Below are 18,563 nucleotides of genomic sequence, written 5' to 3'. Positions count from 1 at the left end.
TGGGATGGCAGAATGATGGGGTGGCAGAATGATGGGATGGCAGAATGATGAGATGGCAGAATGATGAGATGGCAGAATGATGAGATGGCAGAATGATGGGGCAACCGTACGATTCTGGCTCCGCCCTCTGAGCGGTCATTCCATCATTCTGCCCCGTATCATTCTGCCACTTCAATTCACTTTTTCGTTCCGCCCTCTCGAACACGAAACGCCTGTTTAGCAACAAACGGGAATGCTTGTACGGATTTCGCTTCCGCCCGACCCGAGGCGATGCTGACCGACCACACACAGTGCCGTTCCAGGCGGCGGGTATTCAGTCAACCTGCAATAATAAAATGCACGGGCGAATCCGCACAGTGGTTTGAGGGCGTCAGACGCTTACGTGCGAACTCGCACCTTCGACGCGACGTTTGACTTTCTGTTCGGCGAACGGTGCCTGGCGAATATCACGCACACCGACAGCGCCGCGTTTCTGCCGACCGCGGCGGAAATCCCGATCCGACCGCAAGCGGAGACGTGCGCGCCGCACAGGCCAACCGGACGCTTGTGGAATTGAAACAGGGGCACGTGCGAGGTGCCAAGGTGATCGTGATGGACGCTCCGTAATGCGGCCAGGCTGAGTCACGTGGGGTGACGTTGAGTCGTAAATCCTTGCCCCGCTGTCGCAGTTTCCCCTCATGGTTTTCATCGGCATCACTATGATGCAATCCCACCCTAACGCAACAGATCGAGGACGAAGGTTGCGGCTGAAAAAACTGCCGGATCCGTGATCGTCCTTCTTCAGGTAGAATACCGTCTGGTTTGCGTGTCCCGGCTCGATCAACGTGGAGAAGAAGTGACTTCGATTCGGCAATTTGTTTGGCGCTGTGTGTTGACCTTCGGTTTCTTGGCCTGCCCATGGGTGGGGATTGCTGCGGCCGAGTCGCCGGCGGTGTCACCGACCCAGGAACAGTTGGAGTTCTTTGAAAAAGAAGTCCGCCCGCTGTTGGCAGAGCATTGTTATTCGTGTCACAGCACGAAATCCAAGAAACTACAGGCGGGGCTGCGGGTCGACAGTTTGGCGGCGATGCTGCGCGGCGGCGATTCCGGTGAAGCGGTCGTCCCCGGCGATGTCGATGGCAGCTTGCTGATCGAAGCGGTCCGCTACGATTCCTACGAGATGCCGCCCAAGGGGAAACTGCCAGAACAGGACATCGCGACGCTGGAGCGGTGGGTGGAGATCGGGGCACCGTGGCCCCACGAAGACGCGCCGGAGGAGGCGGCGACACGGCCCGAATTTGATCTCGAACAACGTTCACAAGACCACTGGGTCTGGCAACCGATTCGGTCACCCCAGCCCCCTGCGGTGAAAAACAAGTCCTGGCCGCGACAGCCGCTGGACCATTTCGTGCTCCACCGGCTTGAACAGGCGGGGCTGGAACCGTCCGCCGACGCAGACCGATCGGCGCTGCTGCGACGCGTGTCCTTCGATTTGATCGGCTTGCCGCCGACCCCCGAGCAAGCCGAACGGTTTCTCGGCGACAAGTCTCCCCAAGCCATGGAACGGCTCGTCGACGAGCTACTCGACTCCCCACATTTCGGTGAGCGGTGGGGGCGGCATTGGTTGGACCTGGTCCGCTACGCCGAATCACGCGGTCACGAGTTTGACAATGATGCGCCCAACGCATTCCAGTACCGCGATTACATCATTCGCGCGCTCAACGCCGACGTGTCCTACGACCAATTGATCCGCGAACACATTGCCGGTGACTTGCTGGAACAGCCGCGGACGAATCCCGACGAAGGATTCAATGAATCGATTCTCGGCACCGGGTTTTGGTTTCTCGGCGAGTGGGTCCATTCACCGGTGGATATTCTCAAGGACGAGAGCGACCGCTTTGACAACATGATTGATGTCATGTCGAAAGCGTTCCTGGGTGTGACCGTGTCCTGCGCCCGTTGCCACGATCACAAATTTGATGCCATCTCGACCGCCGACTACTACTCGCTGACCGGTTTTCTACAGGGCAGCGATTACCGCCAAGTCCGCTTCGAATCGATCCAGCACAATCGCAAAATTGCCGATGCGTTGTCTGCGATCGACGCCAAATACCGAGACTCGGTCCGGCAGCTGTTGGCGGACCGTCAGTTGACGCCCAGTACGAGCGAACTCAGTCCCAACGAGCCGATCGCAAGCGACTTGGCGGCGGCGATCGTGGTCGATTACGGAACGATTTCCTCCGCACAGTACCACCAAGACGGCTTTTTGTTCGGAGACCGGCCGCAGCAAGTCGGCCAGCCGATCGTGGCGATGCGAGACGATAAGCCCGTGATCGAATTTTCCACCGCGGCGGCTGCGACAAGCGATCCCTTCTGGAATGGCCTGCAATCGGTCAGCGAAAAAGGGATGAACAGCCGAAACAAACTCGCCAATTTGCCTCGCAGCGGCCGCACCTTGCGAACGCCCACTTTTGAATTGACCGATGGCAACGTGGCCTGCCTGGTGCAAGGCGCCGGCCACGTCGTTGCCTGTGTGGACTCGCATCGTTTGATCGCCGGCCCGTTGCACGGCGAGACGATCAAGGCGATCAAGCCGACCGATGATTGGGTGCAATTAAATCTGAATCGTTACGTCGGCCATCGGCTGCATCTGGAATTCACGCCCGATGAAAATGCCCAACTGGAAGTTTCGTTGATCACCCAAGGGGCCTCCAAACCAATTCGAAAACGTCTGCAAAAACGGCAGCAATCGATCGCCGCGGGCGTGGAGAAGATGGCGAGTCGGGCCGGCGACATCCTGGCGGACGAACTTTCCGAAATCGCCCGCTTGTGGTCTCAAGAACGATCGCAACTGCAGTCTCAGATCATGCACCGCTCTCGACTGGCCATGGCGATGCTGGATGGGACGGGCGAAGACGCATCCATTTACATCCGTGGCAATTCGTCGAAGCCGGGTGAGGTCGAACCACGACACTTCTTGACCGCGATTTCCGGTGACGACCCGATGGAAATCCGGTCGGGCAGTGGACGACGAGAACTGGCCGAGCACATCAACGATCCCGGAAATCCGCTCACGCCCCGCGTCATCGTCAATCGAATCTGGCATCACTTGATCGGCCGAGGCATCGTGCCCACCACCGACGATTTCGGCGTGTTGGGCCAGCGACCGACACACCCGGATTTGTTGGATCACCTGGCGACCCAATTCCGTCACGACGGGCAAAGTCTCAAACGGTTGATCCGATTGATCGTGCTCTCACGCACCTATCGGATGTCCAGCCATACCGATGAAGCCGCGTTGGCCGCCGATCCCAAAAACCAGCTGTTTCATCACCGCCCTCCCAAACGCCTCGAAGGCGAAGTCATTCGGGACGCGTTGTTGTCGATCTCCGGAGCCTTGGACCCGACGCAGTTCGGTGAGCCGATTCCGATCCATCTGACGGCGTTCATGGATGGTCGCGGCCGACCGGGGCGGAGCGGCCCGCTCGATGGGGAACGTCGACGCTCGATTTACACGTCGGTGCGACGCAACTTCCTCTCGCCGTTCATGTTGACCTTCGATACACCGGTTCCGTTCAGCACGATGGGGCGACGCAACGTCTCCAACGTCCCCGCCCAGGCGTTGATTCTGATGAACGATCCGTTGGTGGTGGAATTGGCCGGCCAGTGGGCCGAGCGTGCGATCTCGCTGCACTCTTCCCGCCAGCCGCGGATCCGCTGGATGTATGCGTCGGCGTTTGCCCGACAACCGACTGACAAAGAACTGGCCATCGCCGATGCATTCTTGGACTCCCAACGCGAAGCCCGCCAAGTGGATCCGGACGACGCCGAATTGTGGGGCGATTTCGCCCACGCACTGATCAACACCAAGGAGTTCATTTTTCTGCGATGACAAATCACTCTCTCTTTCCCTGCCAACGCTATCAGACCCAGCCGACATCGCGTCGTGACATGCTGCGACGCTGCGCGAGTGGCTTTGGGGCCGTTGCGTTGGCCGGTTTGGCACAGGATGCCGCTTATTCTTTGGAATCGACGCAAGCGGATGAACTCGGCAAAGCCGGTCACGGACCGCATCACCAAGTGCGTGCCAAGAACGTCATCTTCTTGTACATGGACGGCGGACCGTCGCAGGTCGATACCTTTGATCCCAAACCGCTGTTGACCAAATTCAACGGCAAAGATCCCGGCAGTTTGTTCGACGTCGAACCCACGCAATTCAACAACAACGGCACCGTGCTGGGGAGCCCGTGGGAGTTTCAACAGCACGGCGAATCGGGCATCCCCGTCAGCAGTCTGTTTCCACACGTGGCGACCTGTGTCGACGAGTTGGCGGTGGTGCGTTCGATGGTTTCCGAGTTTCCCGAACACACCTTCGCCAACTACTTCTTGCACACCGGCAGCGGTCTGCAGGGGCGGCCCAGCATGGGCGCCTGGGTCAATTATGGCCTGGGCAGCGTGTGCCAAAATTTGCCCGGTTTTGTCGTCATCAACGGCGGACTGATCCCACCCGGCGGGCTGGATTGTTTCGGCAGCGGATTTCTGCCCGCCAGTTACCAGGGATCGGTGTTCAAGCCTTCCGGAAGCGGCGTCGCCAACATCGCTCCGACCGAGCCGTCTGCGGAACGACAGCGTGAGAAACTGGATCTGATCGGCAGGCTTGATGGCTTTGCCGCCGAACAGTTTGGCCGGCACGATAGCCTGGATTCGGCGATCCAGAATTACGAACTGGCCTATGCGATGCAGATGGCAGTTCCCGAAGTGATGTCGATCCAAGACGAACCCGCCCACGTGCAAAAGATGTACGGGATGGAATCAAAGTACGAGCCGACCCGGATCTATGCGGCGCAGTGCTTGATCGCTCGTCGCATGATCGAAAGTGGAGTGCGGTTTGTCGAGCTGACGTGCCCCAAGGTCGGCGGCGACCGCTGGGATCAACACGGCAATCTGAAACAGGGGCACGAAAACAACGCCCGCGCCGTCGACCAGCCCATCGCCGCGCTGCTCAAAGACCTTCGCCAACGCGGAATGCTGGACGAAACGCTTGTCGTTTGGGCTGGCGAATTCGGACGCACGCCCTTTGCCCAGGGGAAAGACGGACGCGATCACAACCAATTCGGGTTTACCATTTGGATGGCCGGCGGTGGCGTCAAACGCGGCACCACCTACGGCGCAACCGACGAATTCGGTTACAAGGCGATCGAAAATCGCGTCGAGGTCCATGACCTGCACGCCACGATGCTGCACCTGATGGGCGTCGATCACACCCGCTCGACCTTCCGATTCGGCGGCCGCGACATGCGACTGACCGATGTCAAAGGCCACGTGGTGCATGACATCATCGGCTGATGCCCTTCCACCTCGTTCCCAGGCTCTGCCTGGGAACGCGATGCTCTGCCGGCTCCCGCCGGCCGTGCGGCCAGGATAGGAGGCGGAGCCTCCGAAACCTTGTGTTCCCAGGCTGAGCCCGGGAACAAGTGGTAAGTGGGGTAAGCATCCTGCTTGCCATCCTGGCCGGCTCCGCCGGCGTCCCCTTCGCTTGACCGCCGGCTAATCGCAACCGTCCATCCCAACTTCCCCAACATTCCCCCCGTGCGAAATGAATCTCCAACACCCCATCGCGTCCGCTGAAGATCAGCCGAGTGCCGCCACTGAAACACTCCGCGATCCAAACACGATCGCGCGTGCCCAGCGCTGCCGCAATCTCATCCGATCAATAACCGCCGTGTTGTGCTGCGCGATCACCTTCTCCGTGTCCCCCGCTGCCGAGCCGGTGACCCACGGTTTTCTCGCTTGCGGCAAAGCGACGTACATCGTCGACGGCGACGGAAACAAAACATGGACTTACCCGCACGCGACGCGCGACGGATACGTGCTGGACAGCGGCAACATCGTTTTGACGCTCAACAAAGGCAAACGATACGCCGGCGGTGCGGTCATTGAGATCACTCCTGACGGAACGGAAACGCTGATCTGGAAAGGCACGCAGTCGGAAGTCAACAGCGCCCAGCCGACCGCCGACGGCACGTTCGTGATCACCGAAGCCGGAAAACAACCGCGATTGATCGAGGTGGATCGTTCCGGCACGGTGCGGGTCGAGTTCCCGTTGGCCTGCCAAAAGGAGAACCATCACATGCAGACGCGGATGGCCAGAAAGCTGGCCGACGGGACGTACCTGGCGCCCCATCTGTTGAATTTTGCGGTCTTTCATTACGACGCCAAGGGCCGCATCGTCGACCAGTTGGACACGACCGTGCCCGGCGATAGCGAGCATGCGATCCACACTTGGCCCTTCACCGCGATCCGTCACGGCGACGGACACACCTTGGTGTGCTGCACACACGGAAACCGAGTGGTCGACTTCGATGCGTCCGGCAAAATCGTTTGGCAGTTGACCAACGACGATCTGCCCGGACCCTGGTTGCAAGATCCCTGTGGCAGCCAGGTGTTGCCCAACAGCAACGTCGTGATCACCAGCTACGCCGGCGGACGCAAGAACCCTGCGGCGCCAAAGGTGTTTGAAGTCACACGCGACAAACAAGTGGTTTGGAAATATGCCGATGGCAAAAAAGTCGGCATCCACCACTTTCAAATCCTCGACACCAACGGTGAAAAACTGACCGGGTTGCCGTTGAAGTGATGGCGGGCATGCTGCCTCTGCTTCCCACGTCATCCCCCTTGTTCCCAGGCTCCTGCCTGGGAACACACGGTCCCGGAGGCTCCCGCCTCGCGCGTTACCAGTCAGCCGGCGGGAGCCGGCACTGCATTGCGTTCCCAGGCGGAGCCCTACGCCGTGAACGATTTGTTAGCGGCAGGGCGCGAGCCCTCCGGTGTGTTGGCAACGATGCGGAACCGGAGGGCTTGCGCCCTTCCGCTAACACCTCGTAAAACATCCCCCTTGTTCCCAGGCTCCTGCCTGGGAACACATGGTCCCGCAGGCTCCCGCCTCGCGCGTTACCGGTCAGCCGGCGGGAGCCGGCACTGCATTGCGTTCCCAGGCGGAGCCGGGGAACGAGTGGGAGTGGCCACCGGTCACGCACAGCGTGACCTACCCCTCCTGCTTCAACTTGCGGTAGATCGTTTTTCGATCCAGTCCGAGGATCCTCGCGGCTTGCGTCTGGTTGCCTCCGACGGCTTCCAGGACGTGGTTGATGTAGCGGCGTTCGACCTCTTCCATCGGGACCAGTTCACTCGGATCCAGGCCGCCGATGAACAGCGTGGTGGCGGAAAAGTTGCTGATTTTTTCCGGCAGGTCTTCGATCGTGATCTTGTCGTAACGCGTCAGCGCGACGGCCCGTTCGATCACGTTGCGCAGCTCGCGAATGTTACCGGGCCAAGAATAGCCGAGCAATTTTTCGGCCACGCCTTCGGCAAATCCGTCCACCGACTTGCGTTCGGATCTGGCAAATTGTTTCAAGAAATGTTCCGCCAGTCGCAACGTGTCGGTTCCCCGGGCTCGCAGCGGCGGCAATTGGATGCCGATCACGTTGATCCGATAAAACAGGTCCTCGCGGAAACGCCCCTCGGCGACGGAGGTTTCCAAGTCGCGGTTGGTTGCCGTCAACACGCGGACGTCAAAAGGAATGTCCTTGTCGCTGCCCACCGGACGGACCGATCGTTCTTCCAGAGCGCGCAGCAATTTGACTTGCATCGGCATCGGCATCTCGCCCATTTCATCCAACAGCAACGTTCCGCCGTCGGCTTCGAGAAACAGGCCCCGGCGTTCGCTCCGTGCATCGGTGAAGGCTCCCTTGACGTGGCCGAACAGTTCGCTTTCGAGCAAGGTTTCGCTGAGCGCGCCACAGTTAACGGCGACAAACGGTTTCTCGCCGCGTCGGCTGTTGGCATGGATCGACCGGGCGACAAGCTCCTTGCCGGTTCCGCTTTCGCCACAGATCAGAACCGCGGCCTCGGATTGTGCGACACGCTGCAGTTGTTCGTACAACTGGGCCATCGCGGGACTTTTGCCGATCATCTCGCCGAACGCGCCGACTTCATCGCTCGACGCGTTCAGCAATCGGACTTGCTCGGAAAGCTGGCGATGCTCGATCGCCCGCCGCAACGTGATCGCCAGCAAGTCCATCTCGATCGGTTTGGTGATGAAGTCGTACGCGCCGGCTCGCATTGCCGTGATCGCCGTTTCCAGCGTTCCGAACGCGGTCATCACGATCACCGGCACATCGGGCCTGGTTTCGCTGAATTGCTGGCACAGTTGCAATCCCGTCGTGCCAGGCATTTTGACATCGGTGAGCACGACATCAAAGTTTTCCTCGTGCAAGGCTTCCACCGCTTCGGCCGCTGACAGGCACCAGCGGCTGTTGATCCCCCGCAGTCGCAGATCGGTCTCGATCAACTCGCACATGTTTCGTTCATCGTCAACGATCAAGACGTTTGCGTTGGGCATGGTTCTGTTCATGATGGGGCGGCGGCGGATTCGGTGGCGGGGCCGTCGGCGGCGGGTAGGGAGACGCTGAAGGTGGTGCGTACGTTTTCTTCGCTTTGGACTTTGATGTCGCCGCCGTGTTCTTGCACGATCCCGTAGGCGATCGACAGTCCCAGCCCCGTTCCCTGGCCGATATCCTTGGTGGTGTAAAACGGTTCGAACACATGATCGAGTTGGTCCGGCGGGATGCCTCGGCCATGATCGGTCACGTGGACCAGGATCCGATCGCCCGGCGAGGTCTGTGGTCGCTGGAGAGCCACGGTGGCCGTGCCGCCCTCGGGCATGGCCTGGACCGCATTGGACAAAAGATTGGTCAACACCTGCTGGATCTGAGTGGCGTCACCGTGGATCGGGTAAGCCTGGTCCGTGCACTGGAGGTTGATGTTCACGGACGACTTGTCCGCGATCGGTTCGATCAAATCGCAAGTCGTTCGCGCGATTTGGCCGAGATCGATCCGCGTGTGGGTCGTCGGCGATTGTCGTGCGAAATCCAACAACTGACGAATCAACGTGGTCATCCGCTCGGCTTCGGACTTGATCGTCTGGGCGCTTTGTCGGACTTCCTCGGGTGACAGTTTTCCGCTCGCGATCAGACCGGCCCGCCCCGCGACGACATTCAACGGCGTGCCCATCTCGTGCGCCATGCCGGCGGCCAGCGTGCCGACGGTTCCCAGCCGATCGGTGTGCCGAATCGTGTTCTGTTGCTGGTTCAGCTGTCGGCTCATCTGGCTGATCGCCTCGGCCAGCGATCCGAGTTCGTCGTTTCGCTTGAGCGCGGGCGGTTGAGGCAACTTGCCTTCGCCGATTTGGTGGACTTGATCGATCAGCTGGCCGAGCGGTTTGCCGACCAGCCGGACGCCGCCGAAGTAGATCACCATGCCGGACAGGGCGGCCACGCCTAATAAAGACATCAGGGAAGCGATCATGGAATCGCGAATGAATTGGTCATGGTGTTCCATCGATTGAGACACTTCGACGCCGCCGGCTTGCGACCCGTCGATTTCCAAGGGGACAAACGTGTGGGCAACGGTTTCGCCATCTTGGTCGGAAACGGAGATCCGCGAAACCTTTCGCGACGTGATCTTGGTTTCCGAATCGCCGGCCGGCACGCCTTCGACCCAACGCAATTCTTGGCCGGGAATATGACGCGCGGTGACCTCGATGGCTTGTTGGATGGTCACCACACCGCCGTTGCGGTAGGCATCGTCGATCGCGGGCTTGAGCGCCCCGACGACGTCGTCGACGTGGTTGGCACGCAGCTCCTCGTCCCACCTCAGCTGTCGTCGAATGGTTTGCCAGGAAAACAGGGCGACGATGCCCAACACGCCCAGCATGAAAAGCAGGATTAATTTGGCGGCAAGTTTCATCGGTCATTCCTCGTCGATCGAAGCGAGCCACCAGGATACCCGTTGGCAACGACCGTCAAAACGTGGGCCGTTAAAAGAGCTGCCGCGGAAAAGGGGTCAGGTACCAAAAATGCGGAGCACCCTTCGGGCCATTTGGTTTTTGGTACCTGACCCCTTTTCCGCTCAAAAAGAGCGACCAACGCCGCGGGGACGTTGGTCGCATTGGGTTCGCGCCTCCTAGCTCGGGTGGGATGTCTTATCCTTCGATGACAACGAAGCGGGAGCCTCGCTCGCTGCGAACCAACAACAGCAGGGTTCCGTCCTCGTCCGATTTGACCGCGTTTTCAAACTCGGCCATCGTCGAGACGTCTTGACGATTGACCTGGGCAATCACCATCCCGGGGCTCAGCCCGGCTTGCTCGGCACGACTGCCCTCCTGGACTCGCGTGACCACCACGCCCGCCGATTCCTCCAAACCGAGTTGCTTGGCAACGTCGGCGGTCAACGGAGTGACTTCGATGCCCAGCGACTGCATCTTCACGCCGCCGGGTTTCTGTTTCGGTCCGGCAGCGGCAAAATCATTCGGTGCCGCTTCGGGTTCGTAGCTCAGCGCGACCGTTTTCCCGTCACGGACGATCTCGACCGAAACCGTTTGCCCGATCGCGGACCGTTCGACCGCCAGTTGCAATTGTTGCGGGGTCGCGACCGTGGCCGTTCCGAATTTCACGATCACATCGCCAGGCTGGAATCCCATCTTGGCCGCCGGCGTGTCGGGGAACACGTTGGTGACCGCGACACCGGCTCGGGGTGAAACGCCGAGCTGTCCGGCCAACTCATGGGACACCGGCTGAATGGCGACGCCCAAGTAAGCCCGCTGCACCGTGCCGCTGGCAACCAGTTGGTCGCTGACCCAACGGGCCATGTTGGACGGCACGGCGAACCCCACACCGTTGTTTCCGCCGCCGCGCGAGGAGATCGCGGTGTTGATCCCGATCACTTCGCCGTACAGGTTGACCAACGGACCGCCGCTGTTACCGGGGTTGATCGCCGCGTCGGTTTGAATGAAATTCTCGCGGGCGGTGATGCCGATCCCGCGATTCTTTGCGCTCACGATCCCCGCCGTGACGGTACTCTCGAGCCCGAACGGTTGTCCGAGTGCGACGACCCAGTCACCCACCGACGTGTTGTCGCTGTCGCCGAGTGTTGCGGCGGTCAGCGAATCGTCGCCGTTGATCTTGACCACGGCGATGTCGGTTTTCGGGTCCGTGAACACTTCGACCGCCTCAAACTCGCGACCGTCGTGAGTCTTCACGATCACCGTCCCGCCGCCTTCGACGACATGATTGTTGGTCAGCACGATTCCCGACGCGTCGATGATCACACCCGATCCGATGCCGCCTTGAGAGCGCGGAGCTTGGCGTGGCGTCGTGCCCGGTCGCATCGGGATCTGGCCGTCGCGGAACATGTCTTCAAACGGAGTCCCTTTGAAGGGATTGGGTGTGTTCATCGAGTTGCCGTCGGGAGCGGCTTTGGCCGCACGCCAGGACGTATCCGGACGGTTCTCGATGGCGACGACGGCCGGCAGCACACGATCGGCGACGTTGCGAAACGCTTGCGAGAGTGAATTGGCGATGTTCAGCTGTTCGGGCGTGATCGCCGGTGACGGCGCGGGGCGTGTCGCCGCTGCCGGCGCCGGTGTGGTATCAAGTTTGGTCGCCGGAGCGGCCGCCATCAGCAGACCGGTTGCTGCCAAGGCCAAGGGGGCCGCGACGAGTGCTGTCCTCAGACGGCTCTTGTATTTCTTCATGGTTTGATGTCCTTCAATCAGACGGAGGAGGTTGCAGCGGCAACACGCCGCGTCATCGACCTGTCTGAAAGGCACGCCGCGTACCAGAGCGGTATTGTTTCACTCGGAATTCGCGTTCGACCCGTCATTTACGACGCGAAACAAGTTTCATTGGTGGGATGAATCGACTGACACCATCCAGTCACTTCGTCCCAAAAAGTCGCGGCGGGGCAGAATGCCCCAACACACCACGCCGTCATCGGCGGGTATTCTTTTTGATGCCGTGGCGATCACATCGACGAGAGTGCACTCGCTGTCGGATGACATCTGCCTTGTGCGACGTTTCACACCTTGATCATAAAGCCCGACCCCATGTTGCGAATCCTCTTTCTCTCGCTCCTCTTGACGCCCCTCGTCGTTTGCCAACGGTCCCATGCCGATAGCCCGGGCGAGCAGGCCATGCAGCAACTGCTCGATCGCGATGCCGTGGTGATCCCACTTTGGCCGGACGATGGGGGGCCGCCGAATCAGACGCAACCGGTCGCCGCCGAGACCGTCGCCGATTCCAAGAGCGGCAAACCGGCGATTGGCAACGTCACCAAACCGAGCATGGTTCTGTTTGCCCCGCCACCGGGCGTCGAAGCGACCGGGACCACGATCCTGTTCGCGCCCGGTGGAGCCTATGGACGGCTTTCCTTGCCCAACGCCGTCGATGTCTGCCACTGGGCCGGAGCCATCGGCGCCCACTGTGCCGTGCTGAAGTATCGCGTTCCCAGAGCGGCGGATGATCCCGGTCATCGTGTGCCACTGAGTGACGCCCAACGCGCCGTGCGGCTGTTGCGAACGGGCGCGGCCGATCTCGGCATCGATGGGAACAAGATCATCATGATCGGATCCTCCGCAGGCGGTCACTTGGCGTTCAATTTGGCCAACAATCACGACGAGTCGACGTACCCTGCACAAGACGCCGCCGACCAACACAGCGCACGTCCCGACGCGGTCGTTTTGATGTATCCGGCCTACCTGACTCAGCCGACGGGTTCGTTGACCGCCGACCCAAGCTTACACCTGGACCGATTGAGCCCCGAACGGACGCCGCCGACGTTGATGACGGTCACGCGAAGCGACAAATTCACGTTTGGGGCCGTGAACACGATGTTGCGGCTGAGACAGGCGAAGGTACCGGCGGAGCTTCACGTGTATCCCGACGGCGGCCACGGCGGCTGTTTTGACAAGTATCCGTTGATGGAATTTGTCCGTCCGGCCGCCCGGTTTTTGAAGGATCATGGGATGTTCACCGAAACCATGCAGCAACAGAGCAATGCGTTTCTCGATCGCCTGCAAGCCACGTTTTTGAAACGAAATCCCGTCTCGGGTGATGTGGCAAAATCGGCTGCGGCGGAAATCGAACCGGTGACACCCTCCGCGGATTGGACCGCCGGCGACCGGCAACTGGCGGCGCTCCGCAAGCCGGCACCGGAAATCATTTCGCTCTGGCCGGGTGACGGCAAACGGGCCGATGATCCCGGTGCAGAGCTAAGTGAAGAGCTGCCCCAGCGGCCCGATGGGCTGGTTCGCATCACCAACGTCTCGCGCCCGACGATCCACGTTTGGCGGCCGGAACGCCCCGACGGTCGGGCTGTGATCCTCTTTCCCGGCGGGGCCTACAACGCCTTGGCGGCCGAACACGAAGGCACTCAGATCGCTCAGTGGCTGTGCGACCAAGGCATCACTGCGTTTGTTACCAAGTACCGCGTCCCGCGTCGCGAAGGAATGGACAAACACGCCGTCGCATTGCAGGACGCACAGCGGGCGATCCGGCTGGTGCGCAGCCGGGCAGATTCGTTCAACGTCGACCCGCAACAAATCGGGGTCCTCGGGTTCTCTGCCGGCGGCAACTTGGCGACCTTGACCGTGCATCTTTCTGACCGGCAAAGTTACCCGCCCGGCGATTCCATCGATGCAGTTCGTGCCAATCCCGATTTCGCGATTCTGATTTATCCCGCCTACCTGACCGCCGACGACACGGCTGATGGCCTGGATCCATTGATTCAACGCCTGAAATCAAGCAACGATTACCCGCCGATCTATTTGGCGGTCGCGGCGGATGATCGGTTCGCGCCCGATTCGTTGCACTACCTGCTGCATCTGCAACGTGCCAAGGTGCCGGCAGAATTGCACGTCTACGCCAGCGGCGGCCATGGCAAGGGGCTACGTGAGATCGGAGGCCCGTTCGCCCAATGGACGCAGTCTTGTGCGCGTTGGTTGGCGGATTTGCAAAACGGAACCACCAACGTGATCGTCAAAGGAAGTCGCTGATCCAACGATCTGTCCTGAAGCTCCACCTACCAGCCTTGTCCGCCCGCGATCTCGCAGAAGGCGAGTCGTTCAAGCCCGGCGGGCTGACAGAGTGGTTGCCGGGCCCGTCAGGACGTCAATTTTTTTGCTGCAGCCTTCGCAACCCATTTAGTTTCTCTCCCTCTGGGAGAGACGACGTTTGCGCAGCAAGCAAACGCCAGAGAGGGCCGGCGGAAGAATCAGTGGGATAGGCTTCCAGCCTGTCATGGCGAAAACGACAGGCTGGAAGCCTATTTCGCAATCAATCCCCGCCACCTATTCTTCCGACGGTCCTGAGACAATCGACGCCCCCGATTCTCCCTCCGGTCCCGGACGAATGCGCAGCGAATCCCGGCACCCCGCCGAGCGCAGCTTCCGGGAAAAATGGAGACTCCAGAGACCGACCGAACAACCGGCAGCGATCGCTGGGGCAAGTCGGTTGGCTGTATTTGCTATGCCGTCTGCTGACGAAGACGATTTTCGACAAATGCGAATCGGTCATCCGCGATTGCCAACACATTATCAATCGGGACTTCCCAAGGTTTTTTGGTCGGCTGGAGCTCGTGCCCGTTCGGATTGTAGATCGCCGTGACATAGCCGATTCGCTCCAACTCCTCGATAAATTCGGAGGTACTGATGCCGTGGCGTTTGGAATACCCAGCCATTTCGATCAGCATGACGGGAGGGTTATGGCTCTTGGTCCATTCTGAGGCACCTCTGATCGCAAACGGTTCGTAACCCTCGATGTCGAACTTCATCATTGCGTACGGAATGTCGTCGAGGATCCGATCCAATCGCCCAATTGGAATTTGAGTGTCCGTGGTAGTCGAAGAGCCGACGATGTGTGACGTACAGTCATCGCCGTCTGCGGAAAAAGCAGCCGACCCTTCGACGTCGGCGAGCCCGATCTCATGTACGGTGACATTATCCGCGGCATTGAGTGCGAGCGATTCACGCAACATTGCGGCGACCTGGGGATTCGGCTCAAACGCATGGACATGACCGCTGTCGCCGACGACCGACAGAGCCAAAAGTGTGTAGAGTCCGACGTTTGCTCCCGCGTCGACAAAGGTGTCACCGGGGCGAAGGTAGTCGAGGATGAATCGCATCTCGCGGTAATCGGGCAAACCGGAAAAATAGATGGCACGCGATGCGGAATGGTTCGTCGGATGGCAACGCAGAATCTTTCCGTGGTAGGAAAGGTCACGTGGACGTCCTGTCAGTCGCTTTGAAAACTGCCAGCGGACGGCGCGCATCAGTGCTTTGACGCGTGCGTTGTGATTCGCCGGATGACTGACAATGGCGTGAAGGAGTTGGAGCATCGACGTGAGGCAGAACGAATGGCGATCGATCCGCGCAGGAGGAATGAGAAACGATCGGGCGTCAGGACTTTGACGCCCCCAAAGGTGGGCCGGTCAGCATAGCTGATTAGAACGGTTCATGTCATGGCTCTCCATTCTTTCGAGTCGCAACCATAAAGTTGAGTGGCTGATCGGTTGGTATCAACACCAGCGAATCCCCTTTCGTTTCCGCTGCGACGTACGGCTTACCTGAAACCACAACCGACCCAGCGGCAACAAGGTACCACTGCGGCATCGATTTGCTCCCATCATCCGGTCTGGGGACTTGGACTGTGTCCGCATCAATGAAGTCCCATTGTGCGGATTCAATCCTTCCGTCTGAACTCTTTCGTTGAACGTCCCAGATACCGAGAAGATCAACGTCAGGGCTGATCAGTGTTAAGTCTTCCTCGAGCTTCTCGGATACCGGTTTCAAAATACTTTTGAGACGCTCCTCTCGTCGTCGTCGCATGTCTTGCCGTTTGGCTTGCGCTTCGACAACCGCAAGCTTGACAAAGGATAGATCCGCCAGGAAGTTCGCCACTCCGTCTTGAACACCAGAAGTCGCATTGACGTAGATCGCTTCCACGTGTGGAAACACGCCAATGCAGCATGAGCCGCCCAGGGATTCCCATTCGCCGGGAAACACTGACGTTTGAATGGCTGCCCGTAGTCCAGTTGGTCTGCGGCGGCTTCGGCATCTTTGCCGGTGGACCGGAGGAGATCACCGACTTCGTAAAATTTTGGATAAGGATCCTCTGACTTGCGTTTCGCCTGACCAGACGCGTATCCTGCTCGGAATCCGACACGGTTGCCGGCAAGGAAACCCGCGATGCAAAGGCAAGCAAACAGCATGAAAGCAATCGAGAAACGAAGGTAGCTGCGGTTCAAAGTGAGACTCCGGTTGTGAACGAGTTTACGTCGGGCGAATGTCCACGGTTGATCGGGCCGCGGCGAACGAAATCGTGTTATCGGCTGACGCCGACTTCGTCACTCCGTGTGAATCCGTTGGTCACGCGTCCGGCCTTGTGCCACGTACGAGCGGCATGTAGAGCTGGTACCCAGGAGGTGGCATCGTCCATTCAGTACATGGGTGACACGCGAACCGCCGTCGCATCGCTATGATCACAGCGACTGCCATGAGAATGTGGGCAATGATGATCGGCAACAATGTCAGTTCGACGAACGGGGCAACAATAGCGCCGCCGATTGCAATCCCCACAACTCCTGAGCAAATCAAGCGGGCTAGCGGTCGCGACAGTATAAGTGTGCGTTTGGGAACTCTCCAGTGTTTTGCCATGCCGTCGGCCTTGGCCGTTGGCAAGAAGTAAACAAACGGGACGCCAAAGAGAGAGCCGACCGTTGCAATCAGTAACAAGTCATCGGGAATGGGAGGGAAACCAAGTGGTTGTGCGCTGAGAAGGGCGAAATGTAATGCCCCTTGGATCGCGAATAAGAATACGCCCCATCGAAAAACAAGCGGGTCGAATCGGCCAAGATGCAACGCAATCCAAGATGAATAGTTATCCAATTCTGACTCAGCGGGAAATCAGGAGCGGCAGTTTCGCGTAAGGCCCACTATACCCAGGGTGCGAAGCCCGTCGGGCTGACAGAGTGGTTGCCGAGCCCGTCAGGGCCCGGACTCCAGTGTAACGTCTGGCAGGCCTGGAAGGCCGAGACAGTGCGCGCTGGGGCATGGACTCTGTCGCCCCTCCAGGGCTGCTGCAGCGGAACGCACTCTCATCCGGCGGCTTACACCGCCGGCAGACACTGTGCCTGCCCTCCGGGCATCGTCGGTATCCCGCAGGGATTTCAGCAAGTAGCCGGGGGTCAGCGCAGCGCCACCTCCGGACCACGCCCTAACTCCTCCCCTCGACCCCGGGCGGGGTCGCAGCGAGTTCCGGCACCCCGCCGAGCAAGAGTCAGCGTGCGACGCGTCGTGTCCACTATCTCAGGGTGCGAAGCCCGTCGGGCTGACAGAGTGGTTGCCGGGCCCGTCAGGGCCCGGACTTCAGTATAACGTCGGCGCAGGCCTGGAAGGCCGACACAGTGCGCGCCGGGGCGAGGCCGCGGCATGGACTCTGTCGCCCCTCCAGGGCTGCTGCAGCGGAACGCACTCTCATCCGGCGGCTTACACCGCCGGCAGACACTGTGCCTGCCCTCCGGGCATCGTCGGTATCCCGCAGGGATTTCAGCAAGTAGCCGGAGGTCAGCGCAGCGCCACCTCCGGACCACGCCCCCAATCCTCCCCTCGACCCCGGCTGGGGTCGCAGCGAGTTCCTGCACCCCACCGCGACCGCACGTCAACCGTCGGGGCGGTAAGCAATTCGATTCAGTTCAACGAACGCGATCACCGCGAATGAATCACCACGTCAAGAACCTCAACTCGGCGTCTCACGTGCATGGTCTGCTTCTGCTTGCCCGTTCTTGGTTGCATTCAACATGATGGCAGTAAGTGAGAACAGAACTGCGTCAACGATCCCCTAGCCGTCGCCTCAGGTTGCGGGCGGCTTCTTGAAGGACCAGTGGCAACTTGCTGCGGACGTAGTTGGAACCGGCGAACCACTGCTCCGGCTCCGCCATCACAAAACGCGCTTCGACGAACACGGCGTCCATTCCCTCCAGCGAGGTCGCTGTCAGCCAACCCCGAAACCCCGAATACTCTCCGCCAACCCCGCGTCCATCGGTGGCCTGCCAACGGTTGTCGAATGCCTCAACGAGCGAGATGTCGATCCGGTTTTGCGTGGCGGATGAACGCTGCGCGATCCGCAGCAATCCCGTCAATCGAACCTTGTCTAGCAACTCGAAATCCAGCTTTCGGTAGCGGACCTGTGGCCCGGCGTCGTCGATGCCAAGACTCTGCAACGTCTCGGCCGGGACGTCGGCCACATCGGGTGAGGTTGCGGCAGTCTCGTCGGCAACTTCCCCGCTGAGTCGCCGAGCAATATCCTGGTCCGAAAACGATTGCAAGCTCTCGTGGATGATGAAGACGACATGGACATCGTGTCCCAAACGGTCGCCGGCATCGTTGGTGATGTATCGCAAGTAAATGCGCACCGGTGCGACGACTGAATCGCGGGCGAATTGGCTGAAACTCAGTCCCCGCAGTAGCGGCGTGATCCGGCGTTGCTGCGCATCGGCATCCAAATCGGGGCCGAGCGTCGGCTCGGCCAACGTGACCGATTGATCGCCGATTTGGACGGTCGTTGGGGGCGTTGAATTAAGCGGCGAATCATCGCCGAGGGCAGCGTCGTGCCAGTTAAGGCCGGTCAGTACCGCGAGCGTCAGATAGAACGTGACGGCGAGCGGCTTGAGGATTTGATCGTTCATCGGCG

The 18,563-nt window shown here is 60.0% G+C and carries 12 protein-coding genes; 5 read left to right on the top strand and 7 right to left on the bottom strand.

Translation table 11 applies throughout. From position 1 onward, the window contains the following. The first annotated feature begins 382 nt into the window (after positions 1-382). The 4 genes from Enr13x_RS38320 to Enr13x_RS27865 all read left to right on the top strand — a co-directional run bounded on the left by Enr13x_RS38320 (position 383) and on the right by Enr13x_RS27865 (position 6,616). Positions 383-556 (top strand): hypothetical protein, encoded by a 174-nt coding sequence (locus Enr13x_RS38320; protein WP_197455398.1) that lies wholly within the window; start codon positions 383-385, stop codon positions 554-556. Positions 557-901: 345 nt separating this feature from the next. Continuing rightward, positions 902-3,871 carry a PSD1 and planctomycete cytochrome C domain-containing protein gene (locus Enr13x_RS27875; protein ID WP_390621118.1) on the top strand — a complete coding sequence of 990 codons (2,970 nt, stop codon included), beginning with the start codon at positions 902-904 and terminating at the stop codon, positions 3,869-3,871. Positions 3,872-3,930: 59 nt separating this feature from the next. Continuing rightward, positions 3,931-5,325, top strand: coding sequence for a DUF1501 domain-containing protein (locus Enr13x_RS27870; protein WP_145392725.1), 1,395 nt, complete (start codon positions 3,931-3,933; stop codon positions 5,323-5,325). A gap of 250 nt (positions 5,326-5,575) precedes the next feature. Then, positions 5,576-6,616 carry an SMP-30/gluconolactonase/LRE family protein gene (locus Enr13x_RS27865; protein WP_231743822.1) on the top strand — a complete coding sequence of 347 codons (1,041 nt, stop codon included), beginning with the start codon at positions 5,576-5,578 and terminating at the stop codon, positions 6,614-6,616. 408 nt (positions 6,617-7,024) lie between these two features. Here Enr13x_RS27865 and Enr13x_RS27860 read toward each other — a convergent pair whose 3' ends face one another. The 3 genes from Enr13x_RS27860 to Enr13x_RS27850 form a co-directional block, all read right to left on the bottom strand. After that, positions 7,025-8,380 carry a sigma-54-dependent transcriptional regulator gene (locus Enr13x_RS27860; protein ID WP_145390151.1) on the bottom strand — a complete coding sequence of 452 codons (1,356 nt, stop codon included), beginning with the start codon at positions 8,378-8,380 and terminating at the stop codon, positions 7,025-7,027. An 8-nt stretch (positions 8,381-8,388) separates the two neighbouring features. Further along, positions 8,389-9,786, bottom strand: coding sequence for a sensor histidine kinase (locus Enr13x_RS27855; RefSeq protein ID WP_145390150.1), 1,398 nt, complete (start codon positions 9,784-9,786; stop codon positions 8,389-8,391). Positions 9,787-10,021: 235 nt separating this feature from the next. Next, positions 10,022-11,572: a Do family serine endopeptidase gene (locus tag Enr13x_RS27850; RefSeq protein WP_145390149.1), complete on the bottom strand. Its 1,551-nt coding sequence runs from the start codon at positions 11,570-11,572 to the stop codon at positions 10,022-10,024. A gap of 351 nt (positions 11,573-11,923) precedes the next feature. Between Enr13x_RS27850 and Enr13x_RS27845 the strand changes: the two genes are divergently transcribed. After that, the gene (locus Enr13x_RS27845) at positions 11,924-13,870 is read left to right on the top strand and encodes an alpha/beta hydrolase (RefSeq protein ID WP_145390148.1); all 1,947 of its coding nucleotides are present in this window, start codon (positions 11,924-11,926) and stop codon (positions 13,868-13,870) included. 470 nt (positions 13,871-14,340) lie between these two features. On the opposite strand, the gene Enr13x_RS27840 is transcribed toward Enr13x_RS27845, so the two are convergent. The 4 genes from Enr13x_RS27840 to Enr13x_RS27825 all read right to left on the bottom strand — a co-directional run bounded on the left by Enr13x_RS27840 (position 14,341) and on the right by Enr13x_RS27825 (position 18,558). Further along, positions 14,341-15,210, bottom strand: a complete 870-nt coding sequence (locus tag Enr13x_RS27840; protein WP_145390147.1) for an FkbM family methyltransferase — start codon at positions 15,208-15,210, stop codon at positions 14,341-14,343. A 121-nt stretch (positions 15,211-15,331) separates the two neighbouring features. Beyond that, complete coding sequence (locus tag Enr13x_RS27835; protein WP_145390146.1) at positions 15,332-15,817, bottom strand: hypothetical protein; 486 nt, start codon at positions 15,815-15,817, stop codon at positions 15,332-15,334. Between the two features lie 423 nt (positions 15,818-16,240). After that, entirely contained in the window at positions 16,241-16,759 is a 519-nt protein-coding gene (locus Enr13x_RS27830; protein ID WP_145390145.1) for a hypothetical protein, read from the bottom strand. A gap of 941 nt (positions 16,760-17,700) precedes the next feature. After that, the gene (locus Enr13x_RS27825; RefSeq protein WP_145390144.1) at positions 17,701-18,558 is read right to left on the bottom strand and encodes a hypothetical protein; all 858 of its coding nucleotides are present in this window, start codon (positions 18,556-18,558) and stop codon (positions 17,701-17,703) included. Positions 18,559-18,563: the final 5 nt, after the last annotated feature.

Origin of the sequence: Stieleria neptunia (genome assembly GCF_007754155.1) — a bacterium.
GTDB classification, from domain to species: Bacteria; Planctomycetota; Planctomycetia; order Pirellulales; family Pirellulaceae; genus Stieleria; species Stieleria neptunia.
This window is presented reverse-complemented; position numbering and strand designations above follow the sequence as displayed.

Coding starts and splice junctions, on each gene's coding strand:
- Enr13x_RS27870 (WP_145392725.1), top strand. CDS start 3,931: ATGCTGCGACGCTGCGCGAGTGGCTTTGGGGCCGTTGCGTTGGCCGGT.
- Enr13x_RS27865 (WP_231743822.1), top strand. CDS start 5,576: ATGAATCTCCAACACCCCATCGCGTCCGCTGAAGATCAGCCGAGTGCC.
- Enr13x_RS27860 (WP_145390151.1), bottom strand. CDS start 8,380: ATGCCCAACGCAAACGTCTTGATCGTTGACGATGAACGAAACATGTGC.
- Enr13x_RS27855 (WP_145390150.1), bottom strand. CDS start 9,786: ATGAAACTTGCCGCCAAATTAATCCTGCTTTTCATGCTGGGCGTGTTG.
- Enr13x_RS27850 (WP_145390149.1), bottom strand. CDS start 11,572: ATGAAGAAATACAAGAGCCGTCTGAGGACAGCACTCGTCGCGGCCCCC.
- Enr13x_RS27845 (WP_145390148.1), top strand. CDS start 11,924: ATGTTGCGAATCCTCTTTCTCTCGCTCCTCTTGACGCCCCTCGTCGTT.
- Enr13x_RS27840 (WP_145390147.1), bottom strand. CDS start 15,210: ATGCTCCAACTCCTTCACGCCATTGTCAGTCATCCGGCGAATCACAAC.
- Enr13x_RS27825 (WP_145390144.1), bottom strand. CDS start 18,558: ATGAACGATCAAATCCTCAAGCCGCTCGCCGTCACGTTCTATCTGACG.